The organism is Krasilnikovia cinnamomea (assembly GCF_004217545.1).
GTDB classification, from domain to species: Bacteria; Actinomycetota; Actinomycetes; order Mycobacteriales; family Micromonosporaceae; genus Actinoplanes; species Actinoplanes cinnamomeus.
On sequence record NZ_SHKY01000001.1, the window covers coordinates 5,944,959 to 5,963,693 of the forward strand.

Here is an 18,735-nt window from a genome sequence, read left to right on the forward strand (position 1 = left end):
CGCATTCGATGATCATCGCTCACCACTGAGACGGCCCGGACGTGCCGATGTGTTGCCCGAATGACACCAGTGCGCGGCCGTGGGGCGCCCGGACGGCCTCCGACCACATAGTTTCGACCGTCGATGTTCACAAGTCGCACGCGCGGAACGGGAAGGCTGGGCATGGGACGGCAGAATCCGCACGGCACGGACGCGCACATGACCCCCCAGGCCGGACCGGACCGGATCGTCCGCCAACGAACCCCGGATCAGCCGGCCACCCTCGGTCATCGCGACGATGGATCGGCGCCTGCTGATGCGCGGGGCCGGCATCGCGGTCTCGGGAGAAGCCGCCGACCACGGCGGCGCTGGACGACGGTGGCCGCACTGCTGGGCCTGGTGCTGCTGGGATACGGGACAGTGCGGTGGGCCGCACACGACGGACGGACCCCGGTCGCGAGATCAGCGCCTGTCTGGTCCACCCCGGCCGGCGGAGCCGGTGCGCCCGCTACGACGGCGGCGCCGGACGCGGCGGCGCCACCCGCGACCCGCACGCTTCCGGCGGCATCAGCGACGGGCGCGCCTCCGGTGGCATCGGCAACCAGCGAAGCGCCGGCGGGACCAGCGGCGCGGACCCCGCACCGGCCGGTGCGGTCCGCCACCACGGCTCCGGGCAAGGGGCGGGTCCCTCCGGCGTCGCCCGCGCCGTCGGACACGCCACGTCTGGGCGCCACCGAAGCCTCCTATTCCTTCGACACCGTTTTCGTCGTCAAGAATCAGGTCACCGGCAAGGCGCTGCAGGCCAGCGGCGCCCGAGTCTCTCAGGAACAGATCACCGCGACTTCCAGCCAGCAGTGGATGCTGACGGCCAATGAGGACAGCAGCCGGCTCGTTTCCGTCGCCACCGGGCAGTGCCTGCGAGTGTCGGACACCGGCAGCGGACTGGAACAGCACCCGTGTGACGGCGACGATGAAGAACGCTGGGACATCTACGCCGCACCGTCCGGCGGGATCGCGCTACGCAGCGTGGAGAACGAACGCTGCATGGGGGTGCGGCGCGCGACCGCCGACGGAGCCCCGGTCGTGCACACGACCTGCACGTGGGATCCGACGGACGACCAGGTGTGGTGGATGGTCAGGCTGGCGTAGCGGGCGACCACGGGTCCACCCCCGAGGCCGCGGCCAGGCGGAGCGCCTCGAACGCAGTCGCCGCGTCCTCGTCCGTCATCATCATCGTCTCGCGGATGAAATCACCGGTCAGCCGGAACAGCATCGCCCCTGCCGGGTTGAACAGCACGTCCACGCCGTCGGCGAGCAGCGTGACCAGTGCCACGAGGTCGACACGCCGCCAGCCGGGCGGGTTGACCCGGCGGCGGTGCGCGGCGCTCGTGACGACCACGACGCACGGCACGTCGTCGGGTGACCGGGTGACCAGCGGCCGCCCGTCACCGTTCATGGCCAGGTCGAACGGGGCCACACGGAGCAGCATCTGCAACGTCCCTGTCGCGGTCGGCGACTGCCCCGCCAGCCGTAGGAGCGCATCGACCGCGTCGGTCACGGACGTGTCGTCCCGTGGCCGGTAGTCGGGGCTGTTCCGGAACGGACCGATGCTGCCATCCCCGCTGACCGGCCAGCGGCCGACGATCGCGGCGGCGGACACCCCGGCGCCCGGCTCCGCCCTCCGGCCGGAATCCACCAACAGCACGAAGTCCCTCGTGACGACGCCGTACGGTTGCATGCTCATCCCCCATCCGCCCGTTCCGATGGCCACGCTGGGTGCCAGCTGCCCGATTCCAGGACCACGATCACCCGTTCCCCGTCGCGGGGACCGGCATGCCAGGCCCGGCCGTCCGGCAGCACCACCGTGAGGGGCACACCGAACGTGCGACCGACCGCCCCCATCCACGCGTCCAGATCGGCGGCGACCCCGGCGCCGGCCGCCCGGATCGCGTCGGCCAGGCCCACCGCGCCGGTCATCCCGAGACGCAGGTGCAGGTCCGGATCCAGGCGAGCGATGCCGGCGGCCACGGCGTCAACGAGATCCGGCAACCCGGTGCCCAGCTCGAATCCGGTCCGTCCATCCGGCGCCGTGACGCGGCCCGCTCCGGCGGTGACCTGCCACGACCCGGCCTCCTCCGCGTGCGAGCGGTCCGTGGGCAGCACCACTCGGTAGTGGCCGTCCTCGACGTACAGCACGACGGCCGGGTCCGACCCCGCCGGGGACTCCCCGAAATCCTGAAAGCCCAGGTCGGCGCGGATGACACGGACGGTACGTCCCAGCACGACGGCTGCGGCCACGGGTGCCAGGTCACCGCCGGTGTGGCCGCCCGGCCCGTTGGCACCGCGCAGCACGGACTCCGCGGCCAGCCGACCGCGGACCTCCGGCAGGTCCGCCAGATCAACCGCATCGGGTACGAGGGAGGTGTCCGCAAACTCGCGGCCTGCGCGATCGTCCAACGGAACCCCGGCGCGCCGCACCTCCGCGGCGTCGAAGCGTTCCTCGCGGTCCGGCGCGAAGAAGCCCGCCCACGTGTCGGTGGCACTCATCGCGCGTAGCTGATCCGCGAGCCGGTCCCGCATCCCGCTCATCCACCCCGAGGTGGGCGGGGAAGCCGTGGTGGCCTGGTGCAACGCGTACAGGAATGAATCACGGGCCGGCCAGCCGCCCACGATCCGGACCACACCGCCGCCCGGCGCGATCAGCTCGTCGGTGTTGTCGCCGGTTCCGTCCGACTGCGGCCTGCGATACCGCACCGCCACCTCCGGCACGCCCAGATCCGGCTCGGCGGCGCTGGCCCAGGCGGGCGGCGGCGTACCGGTGCGCTCGCCGGGCGGCGGGAAGTACCACGCCGTCAGCGCGTCCGCGGCGCGCCGAGCGGCGCGCAGGCCGGCTCCGGACCGGACCGCGGCGTGCCGGGCGGTCCGCAGGTCGTGCAGGGTCGCGGCCAGGTGGTCGCGGCGCGCGCGCAGCGCATCCTCGGCGGCACGCCGGTCCTCGGCCCGCGCCTGCTCGTATCCGTCGCGCGCCTGTTCGTACTCACGTGCGGCGACGTCGAGGTGGTTGCGTACGTCGTCGTAGCGGCTCGCGTGACCGGTCCAGGTGTCCGCCGTGTCCCGGACGGCGTCCCAGGCGGTGGCGACGCCGGTCGGGAACGTGTCGTCGTCGATCAGCCGCAGCTCCCGCGCCTGCCCGAATGTGAGCCAGACGTGCACCCCAGCGGCGACCTGCGCCACCACCGGCGGCGTGGCACGCCACGGGTCGCCGCCGGTCACCTGCGCCACCAGCCACCAGTCGGCCGGTAGCCGGAACAGCAGCGCACGCTCCGGCCCGAGTGTCACGGCGGACGTCTCGCCGGACGACCTCGTCTCACCGGTGTCGTGCGCCAGGGGGTCCGCTCCGAGGACAGTGGACAGGCCGGTGCCCACATCGACGTTCGCGCCGGGGATGCGCAGCACCGCTCCACCCGCCGGTGTGATCCCGGCGCCGTCCACCGCGCCGGCCGACCGCTCCGCGCCCTGCCGCAGCGCCAGCCGGTCCCGGGACTCCGCACCCGGCGGGACCAGCCCGACCAGCGTGACGCCGTCGGCGACAGTGAGCAGTTGCGCGCCGGTGCGCCGCAGCCGCGCGAACGCGTGCAACAGCACGTCGCGCCCGCCCAGCACGCCGTTGGCGGGCAACTCCACCCGCAATGGTGACGACTCCGGCGTCGCCGCGGCGGCCAGCGACGGCAAGGTGCCGCGCAGCACCGGGTCGCTCAGCGCGCCCACGAGCAGTTCCGCCGCCGGCTGGCCGGGTGCGAGCATCCGCGGCAACCCGGGCGCCGAATGCGGGTCCAGCGCCGCACCTGGCCGGTCCTGCGGGCGCAGGGTCGTCACCCGGACCGCCAGCTCGGCAGCGGTACGCAGGTCGGCGACCGAACCCACGTGCGCCGTGAACGCGCCCGGTGGCAGGGTCAACGCATCCGGGTCCGACCGCCAGGCGGCCAGGAGCTCACCGAGCGGCGTCTCATCCCCGGCGGGACCTGCGGGCGGGTACTGGGGCCAGGTGACCACGGTGTCGGGGCGCTGCTGCGGTGGGCCGCCGGGATCCGGCACGGTGCTGCTCAGCGGGATCCGCTCCTCGGCCACGCCCGCAGGCGCGGACGCCACCAGCCGGGTGTCGCCGAGGTCAGCCGTGATCCGCATGGTCAGCGGGCCCGCGAACGTCGCCGTGGGCCCGGTCGCCGCCAGTTCGGCGGCGCGCGACCACGACCGGGATTCGCCGGTGGTCCGGGCGGACTCGAACCCTCCGGAGCCGCCGATCCCGGCGCGGAGGTTGCGCACCGCACCGTCTCCGGGCCCGGTACCGCCGCGCAGCTCGAACCCCCACGAGCGGCCGCTGACGTCGCCGCTGGAGCGTTGGGTCGTCGCCGTCACCGCGATGGACTCGGACAACTCGACGCCGTACTCGAGGCCGGTGAACCGTGGTGCGCCATCGCGCAGCAGTTCCACCGTGACGCGGCCGTGCGCCAGCCGCAGCAGCCCGGAGCGTTCCACCCGCAACGTCACACCGTGGCGGTTCATCACGTCGGCCATGCTGCGGGAGGCGGGTTCCGACAGGGCGGTCAGGATCTGGTCGAGGCTGCCCCGCAGGTCGCGCAGCGGGTCGGTGGAGGAAAGGTGCGCAACTCCGTGCCGGGCTGCCTCGCTGCGCAGGGCTTCGACCGCCGCCTGCGTGTCGATCCCGCGAACGAGCGCCGCGAGACCCGCTGAGGAGCCGTACCACCGCGGCAGGTGCCATGGCGGCGAGCCGGGCGGGGCGTACGCCGGTGAGCCGTCCACCGAGTGCGCGGGCAGCAGGCCCTCGGATCGGGCGTCCTCGGCGAGGACCCGCAACAGGACGCCGTCGGGCGACGAGACGCTGCGGCCCGCGTACCGGGGCGCGGAGAACGACGGCCGCCCCGGCTGCGCGGCTCTCCGGCGGGCGAGTGCCTCGACCGGTCCGCTCAGCAGCCGTCCGGTGTCGGCGAGCCAGCCGGTGCGCCGGGCCACCGCGTGGACGTGGTGAGTGGCGGAGGTCCGGACCACGACCGTCGGCCGGGACACGCGCTGTCCCCGGGTGACGCCCACCGTGAGGTTCGTGCCGGCCCCGATGGACGAGCCCCGGTGGTAGCCGGCGCTGGCGCTGCCGCCGAGCACCGCGCCGCCGACCACGCCGACCGTACCGGCTGCCGGTGGGGGACCGACCGCGCGCCCGTAGGACGCGGAGGCCGTCAACCGCCACAGCGACCGGGTCCGGCCGGTGGAGGTGCCGAGCACGGTCTCCATCCCGTACCGGTACACCAGCGGGACGGCCCGGGTGGGCCGGGTCACCAGGGCAGTGCGGCCGGGATCGATCTCGCTCTCCACCACCAGTGTGGCCACGCGATCGGTGAACGCGCCGACGCCGAACAGCCCGGCCGTGGTGGCGCCGCCGGACAGGTACCTCGGCAGGTCCGTGACGGCGCGCAGCGGGGACAGCTCCTCCTCGACCGCGTCGTGGGCCGCACCGCCCGGCCGCTGGAAATCCCAGCGGCCGCCGGTGACCTCGCCGAGCACCTGGTGCGCCTGGGCGGTCAACAGTCCGGTGTCGGCCACCGCGAGCACGTCGTACGGGCGGCGCAGCAGGGGGATGTCGCGGCGCGGCCGTACCGGCGCTCCGGCCAGCAGCCGGCTGCGATTCGGGTCGGCGTCCGCGATGGCCCGTACGGTCGGGGCGGTCCGGCCGGGCACCGGCTCGCCCGCGGCGAGCGCCGCCGGGCTGAGCACGTGGAGCCGGCCGCTGACCGGATCGGCGGCCGAGACCAGGTCCCGGGCCCGGGTACGCGCGACGACCGCGTCGCGCAGGACGTACCGGTGCCGCGGTGTCGAGACCAGCTCCGACGACAGGTCCAGCCGGTAGCTCCAGTGGTGCGCGCCGGCCTCCGGTGTGCGGGCGGTGGTGGACGACGTGGAGTATCCGATGTCGGCACTCCAGGTGTGCTGCCACACCCGCCGGGCCCGGGCGGCGACGTCCAGACCCTTGGCCACCGCGGCCGACGCCTCCGGACCGGCGTCCCGCGTGGCGGAAACCGTGTGGGTCGCGCCCAGCCGGGTGGTCCGGGACACCTCCGACAGCGGCCGGCGATCGATGACGGTGCCCTCGAAGCGGCGTTCGCTCAGCCGCGCCCGGATCACCACGCGGGCGTTGCGGTCGATGAGGCCGCCGCCTTCCAACGCGACGGACCAGCCGCCGGGCTGACCGGCCCGGTCCAGCCGGGCGAGGACCGCATCGTGGTCCAGCTCCGCTCGCAGCCGCGCCAGGTTGCGCCGCGCCCGGTCGTTTCCGGTGCCGCTGAGCGGTCCGGCGATCAGGTCCGGGTGAGCTGCGTGCAGGGCCGCAACGGTCCGCTCGGCGAACTCGGCCACCACCTCCGCCTGGCCGCCGGGCTCCGCCGGCACCAGCTCGATCGGCTGGGCGGTGGTGCCCAGCCCGAACGGGGCGTCGACCGTCAGGTTCGCGGGTGGCCCGGGTTCGGCCAGCGCGGCGGCGGGGCGGTTCTCCGGGGCCCAGCCGGCGAGCCGCCGGGCGTCGGCGGCGCCGAGGCGCAGCAGCGCCCGCCCACCGGGGATCCGCTGGGTGGCACCCGTTTCGGCGTTGCCGATGTCGAGCGCGAAGCTGACGTCGTACCGTCCGGTCGGCCCGGCGGTCCGCGTGGCGCCGCGCCGGGCGGCGGTGCCCCCGAGCGTCGTGGTCGCGGCGGCCGACCGGGCCGCCCGCAGTCCCGCTCCCGCGCGGCCGCGGCCGCCCGGGGCCTGGAACGTGCCGCCGGCGAACAGGCTCCCCTCCACGGTGCGGGCGCCGGTGAGCCCGCGGGTGTGCGTGCCGCTGGTCGTCACCGCCACGTCCAGGCCGACCTCCGGGTCTGCGCCCACCAGCTCCGCGGTGACCGGTACGGCGCGCAGCCGGGCCAGCGTGCCCGGCACCGTCCACCATCCCTGCAGCATGTCGGGGAGGTGCTGGCGCAGCCCGTTCGAGCTCAGGTGCCGGTGCAGGTCCGCGATGCCGGTGGGGTGCAGGCCGGGGAACAGGTCGGCGGCGAAGTCCTCGAAGCGCCGGCCGGTGTGCTGCGTCAGCCGCGCGTGGACCGGCTCGACGCCCTCGACGGCGGGCGTGCGGAACCTGTGGCCGTCGGCGAAGCTCAGCACGGTGGGTAGCCGGTGCGCGGGTGGTCGCGGCGCGGTGACGCTGTCGGGCAGCCACAGCTCCAGTCCACTGCGGACGGCGAACGTCACGGCCGCGGTGGTCTCGCCGTCCGGGCCGGTGCGGGTCGCCATGTAGAACACGTCGTCGACGTGCAGGTGGGTGGAGGTATCGGCGCTGACCGTCCAGGAGCGGCCGATCGCCGACTGCCAGCCGTAGCGGTAACCGCGGTCGGCGGACACCCGGACGCCGATCTCCCCGAGCCCGCCGAGCACCAGGGCGGGACCGACCGAGACGGAGGCGCCGAGCGCCCGCTGGTCCGCCAGGGACACCGACCGGGTACCGGTCCTGGTGCGCTCGCCCGAGCGGGACGTGCCCGTGACGGTTGCGGTGCCCGCGTGATCCGGCGGGTGGTGCCGCTCCCAGTTGCCGTACGCGGCGATCCGGGTCTCGACCAGGTGGGCGCCACCGCCGTCGGGAAGCGACAGCGCGTGCCCGTCCCCGGTGAAGTCCTGCGGCTGGTGGCGCAGCGCCAGCGTGAGTGTGTCCTGCGCCTCGGACGGCAGGTCGAGCGCGGCGCCGATGCGTGCCGCGACCTCGTCGGGCAGGCGCAGGCCCAGCACTCCGGAGGACAGCAGCCACCGCGGGTCGTCGGGCATCCGGCTGCCGTCGGCGAAACGTACGGCAGGTGTGCTGTCGGGAGCCGGCGCGTCGTCGTCCAGCCGGGGCGTACGGTCCGTCCCGGCCCGGCCGACCGCCGGGTCCCCGCCGGTGGCCGGATTCTCGAAGCCGGCGCCGACGAGCCGCCCGGTATGGTCGCGCAGCGCCACCGCCCGCCCGCCCGCCTGGCCGTCCGGGGTGAGTGGGGGAGCGTGGGACCAGGTCTGCGGGCCGGGGTTCGGCGGTGGGGGATGCGGATTACGCATGTAGCTGTCGAGCACCTGGACCAGGCCCGTCGACACGTCCCCGGCGGTGGCGGTGGCGGGGAATCGTCCGTTCGCCCAGTCGAGGAAGGTCGGGGCGATGCCGAGCAGTCCCACGTTGAGCCGCCGGTCGACCGGGCGGGTCTGCTGCCGTTGCCACTCCTCGAAGTACGGGCGGTCGACCTCGTAGGTGTCGGCGATCTGGGTGAGCAGGTCGGCCACCTCCCGGCCGACCGGAATGGTGCCCGTCGGCTGGAACTCGCCCAGCACCTCACGAAGGGTGCCCACGATGCGCCGGTAGTCGCGGTTGCGGGACCGGGCGAGGCGGGCGTCGAGCCGTGTGGTCACGTCGCCCAGGAACGCGAGGGCGTCCGTGTCGCTGCGGCCGGCGACCCACCCGGCCATTCCCCGCAGCTCGTTCTGGTACGTGTTGATCAGGGTGTTCTCGTAGCCGGGGCCGCCCCACAGGTTGTGCGGGTTGCTGTTGAGCGTCCGCAGGCTGTCGGCGATCAGGTCCTCCAGTCCGGGGGTGGATGCGGTGCCGTCGTTGGCCGCCGGTGGGCGGGGCGGGCCGTACACATTGAGGAACGCCTGGAACAGGTCGGTCAGGTGTTGCCGCGCGGCGGCCTGCGCTCCGGCGGTGGCGGCCCGGTCGAGGATCTGGTTGACGGCGTTCTGCACGGCGCCGCTGATGCTGTGCCAGGCGATGATGTGCCGCCGGTGGAAGGTGCTCGCCATGCCGGGCAGGTTGCGTGCCACCTCGGTGAACGCCGGGCGGCCCTGCACCACGATCCGCCCGCCGTCGGTCCGGACGACCAGGGTGTCGGCCCCGGACCCGCGCGAGTACGGCAGCTGTTGGCGGGCCCAGTTCAGGGCCGCGTTCACCTCGGGTTCGGCGAGCACGGTGTCGAGCGGGATCTCCCGGTTCCGCACACCCAGCAGCAGGTGGTCCGACCGGTTGATCAGTTCGTCCAGCACCAGGGCGACGTCACGTGCGGACCGGTGCAACCCGGCCGGGCCCAGGTTGCGCAGGTAGTGCCAGGTCGTGACTCCCTGACCGGTGCCGTAGAGCTGGTGGGTGCCGGCGCGGGTGGCGGACCGGACCGTCCGGCTGCTCAGGTCCGGCCGGCTCCACTCGACCCGGTTCAGCGACTCCCAGAAATCCACGTACGTTTCGCGGTGGGCGGCCGCCTCCCCGGCGGTGCCGAACGTCGACTGGAACGGGTCGTCCCGGTCGGCCCACCGCCCGTCGGGTTGCTGGAAGACCGAGTCCGGCACCGCGTCCTCGATCTCCAGGCCGGACAGGGAGAGGTCGTCGGCGTCGTCCATCGGGTCGGCGAACCCCATCGGTGCCTGCGACGCCGAGTGCGCGTTCGCGGCGGCCGTGCCGGCGGGCGGCGGATCCGCCGGCATCGACGGTGCGACCGGTAGGTCGCGGACCATCCCGGCGGTCTGCGCCACGTCGTGGATGCGCATCAGGTCCTGTCCGGTCAGGTAGTCGGCGGTGCCCTGCGACCGGTGGGTGGGCAGGCTGTGCACCTGCGGGCCCATGACGCCGGGGCGGTCCGGGGTGCGGAACAGACGGGCCTCGGACGCGTACCCCTCGGTCGCGCCGAGGTAGTGCATCACCTCGTGTACGCCGACGGCCGGGCTGTGGCCCGTGTTCCACTGGTGCTGGTGGGTGTCGAGTCCCTGGCCGGCCACCACCTCGACGGGCGGGTTGCGGGACGGGTCGTCGGCCCAGTCGTTCAGCATGCCGTCGCGCCAGGGCGGGGTGTCGAAGGTCAGGTTCACGTGCATGACGTGGCCGTCGGGGAACCTGTGGTGCCCGTTGACCATCTCACCGATCGTGTCCTGCACTGACCGGGCGTACGCGGCACGGGCCTGCGGCGACAGCACGTCGCCGCGCGACACCAGGTCGAGGTGTACGTCGAACGCCCGTACGTTCGTGCCGTCCGGGGCCCGGAACTCGCGTACCTGGAAGTCGATCGTGGTCAGCTCGCCGCGCAGCAGGTGGGTGCCGGGCACGACCGGGTCGCGGGCCGGGTTGTACCGCTCGGTGCGCAGCCGGTGCGGCACCGCGTCGGCGTACGCCTGCCGCCACTCGGCGGGCAGGTTCGGCTGCGCGGCCCGCGGCGCGTCGACCTGCTGGGGGGTTGCCGCGGGCGGCACCGGGGGCGCCAGGGCGGGGGAGTGCGCCGCCGGATACGGGTTCGCCTCCAGCGCGGCGTGCGTCTCGGCGGCCAGCTGGCGCAGCGGCCGGGCCTGGCCCCGATAGCTTCTGAGCTCGGCCACGATCGCCCGCTGCTCGGCCTCGCCGACCGGCTCGACACTGTGGAAAGCCAGCCGGGACAACCGCTGGGCGAGATTCGGGTCGATCCCCTGGTATTCCGGCGCGGTCTGGATCAGGTGCTGCACCTGGCCCACCCAGGTGTCCCGGTCGGCGTGGCTCTGCGGGATGCTGTCCGGGCGGGCCGGGTCGAAGTTGCGCAGCAGCCGCTGGCTCTCCGTGCGCACCGCCAGCGACGAGTCGAACACGGTGAAGGCGCGCGGCTCCAGGTAGAGCTGCTGCCGGTTGCGCAGCACCGAGTCGACCAGACCGCGCCCCTCCTTCGAGGTGTAGTGCAGCGTGCCGGACTCCGAGCGCACCCCGAACGTGATGTCCTTCTCCAGCGTCGGATGGTCGACCCGGACGAACGTGTTCGGCTCCGGCAGGTACACCGAGCGCGGGTCGACCCTGGCCATGGCGTCACGTACGGCGAGATCCCGGGTGTTCGCCTGGCGCACGATCGCCGGGGCGTCCACCTCGAAGCGGTAGCCGCCGCTGACCAGCTGCGCGTCCGGGTTGCCGGCCAGCGCCGCGTCCACCCGGTTGAACAGCCCCGCCATCGAGTCGACGTCCGCGTCGCCGGTGTGCAGGAACGTCGGATTGTCCCCGGCCTGCGCCTTCAGGTCCTGGAGCAGTTGCTCGGCGGCGGGATGGCGGATCAGGGTCTCCCGGATCGCCGCGTACGGGATCGTGTCCTGCCCGGGTCCCGCCCCCGCCGGGATCCGGCTGTTGTGCCACGAGAACCCGAACACCACCACCGGGAACGGCGCCCCGATCCGGGTGACCTGCTCGACCGTCGCCCGGATCTGCGCATCGTCGAACGACCGGCCGAACCCGTTGACACCGATGACCAGCCCGAACCGCCCCTGCCCGGTGCCTTCGTGGAACCCGGCGGCGTACGCGTCGATCAGCACCCGCAGGTCGGTGCCGGGAGTGACCGGCACCGTGGCCAGGTAGGCGGGCAGGTCTGCGGTGGCCGCCGTCCGCTCACCGACCTCACCGATCCGGACCGGCTCGCCGAGTTGCCGGAAACCGAACCGCTGCTGGGCCTCCCGGAACGGCTGCGCACCACGCTGCCCGAGCACCACACCCATCGACGTGGCAGCCGGCGCCGGGCGGGTCGCCGACCTCACGGGCTTCGGCGCCCGCGACGGGGTTTGCACACCGTCCATCACAGGCACGACCGGGGCCGTCCGCTCCTCCACGCCCGCCGAGTCCGGGGTGTGTGTGCCGTCCGGGGTGCGTGTGCCGTCCGAGGTTCGCGTGCCGTCTGGGTGTGTGCCGTCCGGGTGTGTGCCGTCGACGGTGGGCGGTGTGCCGTCACCGAGCAGGGCGTGGTGCGGCATGGCAGAGGTGTCGGCGTCGTGCGGCATCGGCGGCCGTTCGGTGACCAGGCCTCTCGCGGACGACGGCGGCTCGATCGCACGCGGCATGGTGGCGCCCGACTCGTGCGCGGATGCGATCGGCTCACGCGTCGACGTCTCGTGCGCGGACGGCTTCGGCGTGCCGGTCTCCGTCCGGAGCACCTCCCGGGCTGCGGCGCCGGACGGGGCGTCCGGCTTCGTGGCTGCGGGGGCGGACACGTCGTGCTGAGCCGCCGGCACCTCCGTCAAGGGATGTACGGCGGGCGCAGTTGGTTCAGCACCGTGGTCGAGGACGGGTGCCTCGGTGTCACGCAACGCGGCGTGCCCGCCGGAGAATTCGGTGGTTAGGCCGCCCCCAAAGGCGGGCTCCGTCGGAATCCGGAGTGTCTCGGCGGTAGCGGGCTCGGTGCCCCGTGCCAGCATCTCGGCTGCCGTCGCGGGCCGACCGCTGGTCTCCGGCGCCGGGGCAGATGCCGGGGTCGGTGCAGGCGCCGGGGTCGGGGCAAGTGCCGGGGCCGGCGCCGGGGTCGGGGCTTGGACGGCGGCAGGTGTCAGGGTCGCGACCGGGCCGGCGGCTGGCTGTGGCATCCGCCCTGTCGCAGGCGGCGACGACTCGGGCGTCGGCGCGGGTATCGCCGCCCGCGCCGCGTTGTCGGTCTGCGCCACGGGACCCGGCGCCTGGGAATGGGCTGGGCCCACGGTCGACCCAACACTTGGCTGAAGGCTCGCCGGCCCCAGGTCCGGCGGCGGAACGACCCGGGCGGACGGCGCCGCGACGGCGGGCGGGGTGCTGGTCCCTGGCTGGGTGCTGGTCCCTGGCTGGGTGGTGGTCCCTGGCGGGGTGGTGGGGGCAGGGGTGGTGGCTGACGTCGTCGGCAGTGCAGGGGGACCGGCGCCGGGCGACTGCGGACCGGCCATTGCGACCGGGGAGGCCGCCGACGCCGGCTCGCTAGCCGGAGACCCGGACGGTACCGGAGCGTTGCCGACGGTGGCGACGCTGGCCGGTTGCGGTACCGGGTGACTCGCCGACGGGGTGGAACCGGCCGCCGGGGCTCCGGATGGGCCGGCATCGCCGGCCGCCTCCGGGGCCGCCAGTGTCGCGCCTGCCGCGTCGGACACCGGTCGTGCGCTGCTGTCCGGGCCGGACGCTGTGGGCGGGTTCGCCGCTGGCGATGTACCGGTGACGCCGGCTGGTGGCGCCGGGCTCGCGGCCGGGGCGGTCCCGGTGCTCCCGGCCGTGGCCGGTGGCGAGGGATTCGGTGCCGCTGGGTTGCTGGCGGCCGGGGAGCTGGACAGTTGCGCGGCGTCGGCCAGCACCAGTGGGGAGCCCGCGAGGGTGGACGCCGCGGAGGTGGCCGTACTGCCTGTCGGTACGGGCGTCGCCGGTGGCGGCATGCCGATGGTGCCCGATGGCGCGTCCGGGTTCTGCGTCGGGGCCGGGTCCGTGGTGGGTTGCGGCGATGTGGTGGTTGGGAGCGTACCGGTTCCGGAGGCCGGTGGCGGGCTGGTTGTAGGGGGCGTGGTGGTGGGTTGCGGCGATGTGGTGGTTGGGGGAATGCCAGTGTCAGTGGCCGGTGATGGACCGGCGGTGGGGATCGGGCCGGTGGTGTGGTCAGTGGTTGTCGTGCCGGGGTTTGGCGCAGGCTGTGTACCGCCCGTCAGCGGCGCCACCGGGTCGACGGTGGCCGCGGCCGGGGGTGCCCCGGTGCTCGGCGCGGCGCTGGCGGTTTCACCGCCGGCAGGCGTAGGCACTGCGGCGGTGGGCGTGCTGGTGCTGTCGCGGCGGGTGACACTCGCGTTCGGGTCTGCCGGACCAACGCGCGTGGGCTCAAGTCCGGGCAGACCCCCATCGCTGGTTGCCTTCGGGCTGCCGCCGGATGAACCGTTCGATGACGGTCCGTCGGGTTCGGCGGACGCCGCACGTGGCGAACTGGCGGCGGGCGTGCTGTTCGGGAGGGTGCTGCTGTTTGGCAGGGTGCCCGCAGGGCCGGTCGGGGGGCCTTCGACCACCGTGGCGGTGCCGGAGGGTCCGGTCGAGGACACCGAAGAACCGGCCGGGGTGCCTCCTTCTGCGCCGCCGCCGGCCGGGCCGTTGGAGCCGACGGCGGGTCCGTCCGGGATGCCGGAGGCGGTCGAGTCGCCGAATGCGTCGGATCCGCCGCCGCCCGTCGAGGACGGCCCGGTCGGCACCGTGAAGGTGGGATCTGTCGACGGTCCGTCGGGGCCGGTCGGGTGCGGCGGCCCCGGCGGTGGGGGGTTACCGGCGATCGCCTGACCCCAGTCGTGCGCCTTCTTGGAGGCCGCCCCACTCAGGACACCGGAGACGCCGGTGGCCAGCAGGTCGGGATTGCCGCCCAGGATGGCCGCCGCACCCATTTCCACCGGTATCTCGGCGAGGGCTTCCAGCCCGCCGTGGCCCAGGGCGCTGTGGGTGGCCTTCGGCGCAACCTTGTCGCCGACACTCTTGAGACCCGCGTGGTTGACGCCGACGAGTCCGCCCATCAGCACGTCCAGCCCGAACCCGGTGGCGTCGAATGTCTTCCGGTTGCCCTCGGCCCACTGGATCGACTGGGCGAGGGCGTTCTCCATGCCTTCCTCGATGCCCTCGTCGATGGCCTCCCAGGTCAGGTGCAGTGCGCCCGAGGCGGCCCGCCGCAGCTTGAAGCTCTGGATCAGGGCCCGCACGATGGCGCCGCCCACCTCGATGTGGAACGGCACCAGGAATGCGAAACCCGATGCCAGGGCTGCGAAGATCTCGATGACCTGGCTGATCATCGCAATCGCGACCGTGTACTTGGTCTGTTCGGTGTCGAGGGCGAAATCGCTTGCCTGCTGGCTGAGCTGGTTCGCCATCCACGCGCCCTTGGGTACGTCGTCCATGACGTGCCGGGTCGCCCGGTGGAACGCGTCGGCCGGCTGGCCCTCCATGGCGCCGAAGACATGGGACGACAGGTTGTTCACCCCGCCGGCCGCGCTGGCGAGCTGCTGCGAGAAGCCGGCCAGCTCCTGCGCCATGGCGCGCAGATCGGCCTCGTTGGCCTGCGGCCACTGCTCGCCGGAGGTGTAGAGGATGGCGTCGTACGCCCACTGCCATTCCGGATCGTCCGGAATGTACATGTTAACCACGTCGGCACCACCGGGGAGTACGTGCCGTCAGCAGGCAGTGGCACCCACCGGCCCGGTGCGGGCCGGTGCGAGATCCGCCGCCGTCCGATGCCGCATGCGCCACCCTCGGTCCCGGCCTAGCCTTCGTCCTGGCTCTCGTCCGGCTTCCATTCCACTCGTTGCTTCGCGACACCGATGGTCTCACCGCGCGGCTGGCCGGGCGTGAGGTTCTCCTCCGGTGACCAGGCAGCGATGGAGTCGGCGGGCATCCCCGGTACGGTGGCGTGCTCGGCGGGCATCCCCGGTACGGCGATGTGTGCGGCGAGCGTTGCCGGTACGGTGCCGTGTTCGGCGGGCATCCCCGGTACGGCGATGTGTGCGGCGAGCATTGCCGGTACGGTTCCGTGTTCGCGGGGCTTCAGAGGGCCCAGCTCCACCAACTCGTTGTGGATGACGTGGCCATTCGCCCGGGTCAGAGCCGCGTCGGGCGGGGTCACGTGCACGGCGTTGCGGGCGAGACGGACCTCGGCTCCCGGCGGTGCGTCCGCCCCACCGTCGGCGGCAAGGGCGCTGTTCAGGAGCGTAGTGATCCGCCGTGCGTCGTCGTCGGCCTCCCGGAAGGTCCGCCCGTTTGCCCGCAGGCCGTCGCCGTAGTAGCTCAGGGTTCGGCTCAGGATGTCGACGCGCCGCTGGAGGCCTTCGAGCCCGCTGACGAATGCCGGGCCGAACTGCTGGCCGAGGTCGTCGTTGCCCCACGCGTTCGCGTACCGGGATTTGATGCGCTCGACCTGGCAGCCGAGCGCGTGAAAGCGCTGGGCGGCGTGGTCATACGGGCCGGCAAGGAGTTCCAACTGTTCGGTGTCGACCGCGAGCGAGTGGTTGGGCATGGGGCTTCCTCCCTAGCGCGCCAGCTGTTCGCGGACCACCTGCGGCATGCGCGGGCCGCTGGACGGTACGAGTTGTTCCGTGCTGAGGCGCCCGGACACCACATCGCGGGCGTTCAGGCCCTCGGGGAGGATGGGCGCGATGATCCGTGCCGCCTCATCGGCCGCCTGTTCCCGGGCGTCGTGCAGGGTCCGCATGATCACGGCGGACAGTTCCTGCGGCGTCATGCGGCGATACGCGCTGCCGGTGAACTTGATGTCGGTGACGCCGCCGTTGTGGTTGACCGTCACGGAGACCTCACGGCGCGGCGAGACGGCGGTCGCGGAGACCTCCTGCATCCGGCGGTGCAGCTCCGCCAGTCCGCTGCGCTGCCGCTGGTACTGCTGAAGCAGGTCCTCGACGCACCGGTCCCGCTCACCGGACATGCGCACCTCCTCGTCGGTTCATGAATCCCAGTGGACCGGCAGGCCGTTGCGCCGGCCAAGCCCGGTCAGCGATTCCGGGTCGAATGTGCATCGGCTTTACCCGCCTGCCCCCACCCGTCACCGTTGCCGCGAACCATGACTGTCGATGCCATCAGATCGATGTGCGGCGTTACCTGCGGATGTAGGTGGCGTGGGGAACCGATGAAGGTTCCGTAGAGGCACCGTCTGCCACCGTGGAGGCCCACTGCCAGTGTCGGAGGTCACAAGTGGAACAGGTGCGCGTCGCCCTCGAGGCGGTTGACCCGCTCAGCCTTGCCGGACTCACCAAGTTCCTCGAGTCCTGTGCCGGGGTGACGGTGGTCGGCGCCGAACGGCGTGCCGACGCGGACGTCGCGGTGGTTGTGGCGGACCGGTTGACATCCGACCTGGTCGCCGACCTGCGCGAGGCCGCTGCGAAAGTGGGACCGTCCGTGGTTTTGGTCATCGACCAGATCTGCGAGGCGGAACTGCTTGCCGCGGTCGAGTGCCGGGTCGTGGCAGTCGTGCCGCGAGCCTCGGTGACGGCCGACAGCCTGGTGCACTGCATCACGTCCGCGGCCACCGGCGGTGGCGTCATGCCACCCCAGCTCGTCGGCGAGCTGATCAAGCACATTGAGCGGCTGCGGCGTGACGTCCTGATCCCGTACGGGCTCACCGCGTCCGGGCTCACCTCGCGGGAGGTGGACGTGCTGCGGCTGATGGCCGACGGTTTCGACGCCGCCGAGATCGGCGCGAAGCTGTGTTACTCGGAGCGCACGGTCAAGAACGTGATCTACCGGCTGACCCACCGGCTCGGCCTGCGTAACCGATCGCATGCCGTGGCCTACGCCGTGCGCTCCGGGATGATCTGACGCCCGCCGACACCCACACAGCAATTCGCGTATTCCGGAAGGTCTGGAATACGTCCCAACCAGTTGTCTCGGGAGGATCCCCATGGCCAGCAACGTGGTCAGTACCACCGAACCCGGCATGCAGGCGGCCGCGAATCTCTTCGGCGACACGGTGTCCACGTTCAACGGATACCTGAGCACGATCAACGGGGACATGGCCACCCTGCAGGCAAGTTGGGTCGGCACCGCCTCCAACAGCTTCAACCAGGCAATGGACACCTGGGAGCGCGCCTTCACCACCGTCATCAACGAGTTGATCGGAATGATGGACTCGATGGGGGTCAACACGAAGACGTACAGCGCGGCGGAGGAAACCGCCACGAACATGGCGCAGCCTTTCGCCGCCGCGCTCCCGGGCGTCTGAGCGCAGGCGCGAAAGCATCCGATCCGACCTCGCTGAAAGGGCACAGCCTTGTCATCGTACAAATTCAACTTCCAGGTCGCGGACTACACGTTGGACGGTATGGACGCCATCAACAGCAAGATTCACGAGGCGCTCAATAATCTCGAAACGTACGCCCAGAGTCACCTCGCCGAATGGACCGGCGCGGCGCAGGGGTCGTACGCCGAAGCAAAAGTGCGGTGGGATGCCGCCGCGGACCAGATGAACGTCGCCTTGGCCGCGGGCCGCCAGGCGCTCTTCAACATCTCCGACGGATACGGCACCGCAGAGCAGCGGGCAACCCAGATCTGGGACAACACGCGTACCGGTTTCTGAGCCCGCCGCTGGTGTCCGGTTGCCGGAGCAGACCCCCCGCCGGCAACCGGGCGCCGTCGTGCCCCTGGCGCATACGTCATTTGAAAGGAGCAGATCGTGAACGTGGTAGTGGACACCCGCGACATCGAGCCGAAGTACCTCGTCAATCTCGTCACCATCGTCAATGGCCAGCAGGTGCCACTGCCGGGCTGCCTGACGGCGGAACAGGCGGCACAAGCCCAGTCGTATCTGGACAAGGACGGTTACGGTCCGTACAAGGACGAGGAGAAGGCCGGCTACCTGGCGTATCTGAACTTCCTGAAGAATCACAAGACCATCGAGATTGTCCCGGCCAATCACGCTGCCTTTGATCCTTCCAAGTACACCACCCAGCCGGACATCGTGGACGACCCCGTTCTTCCCACCGTACCCAACTACGAGGGCGGCGACGCCGGCTCGGGTATTCAGGTCAACACCGATGCCCTGCGGACCTTCGCCAAGAACCTCGACGAGCTGAAGAAGTATGTCGTCCTGGCGCGCGACAAGGTGAAGCTCGTCGATGCCAAGCCGGGCTTCTTCAGCAACGCCGCCGAGCTCAAGAAGAACGTCAGCAACCTCAAGCGGGATTCCGAATTACTCCTTACCGGCATGGCGGAGTCGTTCGTCGACCTGCAGACGGACATCGGGACGCTCGTCAAGGAATACGACACGGTCGAGGAGCTCAATGCGCTTTCCTCGGAGGACCTGGCCGCGATCTTCAAGGAGTCGTTCGGGGACATCAGCGGGCTCGGTGGCAAGTCAGGCTAACAGATCTTCACGGTGTCGGAGCGGCGCGGAATCGACCGGCCGCCGAGCGGCCCGCCGTTGTCCGGCGGCCCGCGAACGTAAGAATTCGGGC

9 protein-coding genes are annotated in these 18,735 nt (G+C 72.5%); 5 read left to right on the forward strand and 4 right to left on the reverse strand.

All coding sequences use genetic code 11. From position 1 onward, the window contains the following. Positions 1 to 627 precede the first annotated feature (627 nt). Positions 628 to 1,128, forward strand: coding sequence for an RICIN domain-containing protein (locus EV385_RS26900; protein ID WP_165449620.1), 501 nt, complete (start codon positions 628 to 630; stop codon positions 1,126 to 1,128). On the opposite strand, the gene EV385_RS26905 is transcribed toward EV385_RS26900, so the two are convergent. The 4 genes from EV385_RS26905 to EV385_RS26935 form a co-directional block, all read right to left on the reverse strand. Beyond that, positions 1,115 to 1,723, reverse strand: a complete 609-nt coding sequence (locus EV385_RS26905; protein ID WP_130511970.1) for a type VII secretion system-associated protein — start codon at positions 1,721 to 1,723, stop codon at positions 1,115 to 1,117. The genes EV385_RS26900 and EV385_RS26905 overlap by 14 nt on opposite strands. Next, entirely contained in the window at positions 1,720 to 14,913 is a 13,194-nt protein-coding gene (locus tag EV385_RS26910) for a WXG100-like domain-containing protein (protein ID WP_479723879.1), read from the reverse strand. Before EV385_RS26910 ends, EV385_RS26905 begins: the two co-directional genes overlap by 4 nt. Before the next feature lie 125 nt (positions 14,914 to 15,038). Next, positions 15,039 to 15,788, reverse strand: coding sequence for a hypothetical protein (locus EV385_RS26930; RefSeq protein WP_130511975.1), 750 nt, complete (start codon positions 15,786 to 15,788; stop codon positions 15,039 to 15,041). Between the two features lie 12 nt (positions 15,789 to 15,800). Further along, on the reverse strand, positions 15,801 to 16,211 hold the full coding sequence (locus EV385_RS26935; RefSeq protein WP_130511976.1) for a YbaB/EbfC family nucleoid-associated protein: 411 nt from the start codon (positions 16,209 to 16,211) through the stop codon (positions 15,801 to 15,803). A 266-nt stretch (positions 16,212 to 16,477) separates the two neighbouring features. On the opposite strand from EV385_RS26935, the gene EV385_RS26940 reads away from it, so the two are divergent. The 4 genes from EV385_RS26940 to EV385_RS26955 all read left to right on the forward strand — a co-directional run bounded on the left by EV385_RS26940 (position 16,478) and on the right by EV385_RS26955 (position 18,644). Further along, positions 16,478 to 17,101, forward strand: coding sequence for a helix-turn-helix transcriptional regulator (locus EV385_RS26940; RefSeq protein WP_130511977.1), 624 nt, complete (start codon positions 16,478 to 16,480; stop codon positions 17,099 to 17,101). Between the two features lie 82 nt (positions 17,102 to 17,183). Beyond that, positions 17,184 to 17,504 carry a WXG100 family type VII secretion target gene (locus EV385_RS26945; protein ID WP_130511978.1) on the forward strand — a complete coding sequence of 107 codons (321 nt, stop codon included), beginning with the start codon at positions 17,184 to 17,186 and terminating at the stop codon, positions 17,502 to 17,504. A 99-nt stretch (positions 17,505 to 17,603) separates the two neighbouring features. After that, on the forward strand, positions 17,604 to 17,858 hold the full coding sequence (locus EV385_RS26950) for a WXG100 family type VII secretion target (RefSeq protein WP_130511979.1): 255 nt from the start codon (positions 17,604 to 17,606) through the stop codon (positions 17,856 to 17,858). 96 nt (positions 17,859 to 17,954) lie between these two features. Next, complete coding sequence (locus EV385_RS26955) at positions 17,955 to 18,644, forward strand: hypothetical protein (protein ID WP_130511980.1); 690 nt, start codon at positions 17,955 to 17,957, stop codon at positions 18,642 to 18,644. Positions 18,645 to 18,735: the final 91 nt, after the last annotated feature.

What these genes read in the sequence shown, in the direction of transcription:
- EV385_RS26945 (WP_130511978.1), top strand. Translation starts at nt 17,184, where the DNA reads ATGGCCAGCAACGTGGTCAGTACCACCGAACCCGGCATGCAGGCGGCC.
- EV385_RS26935 (WP_130511976.1), bottom strand. Translation starts at nt 16,211, where the DNA reads ATGTCCGGTGAGCGGGACCGGTGCGTCGAGGACCTGCTTCAGCAGTAC.
- EV385_RS26905 (WP_130511970.1), bottom strand. Translation starts at nt 1,723, where the DNA reads ATGAGCATGCAACCGTACGGCGTCGTCACGAGGGACTTCGTGCTGTTG.
- EV385_RS26910 (WP_479723879.1), bottom strand. Translation starts at nt 14,913, where the DNA reads ATGTACATTCCGGACGATCCGGAATGGCAGTGGGCGTACGACGCCATC.
- EV385_RS26930 (WP_130511975.1), bottom strand. Translation starts at nt 15,788, where the DNA reads ATGCCCAACCACTCGCTCGCGGTCGACACCGAACAGTTGGAACTCCTT.
- EV385_RS26950 (WP_130511979.1), top strand. Translation starts at nt 17,604, where the DNA reads ATGGACGCCATCAACAGCAAGATTCACGAGGCGCTCAATAATCTCGAA.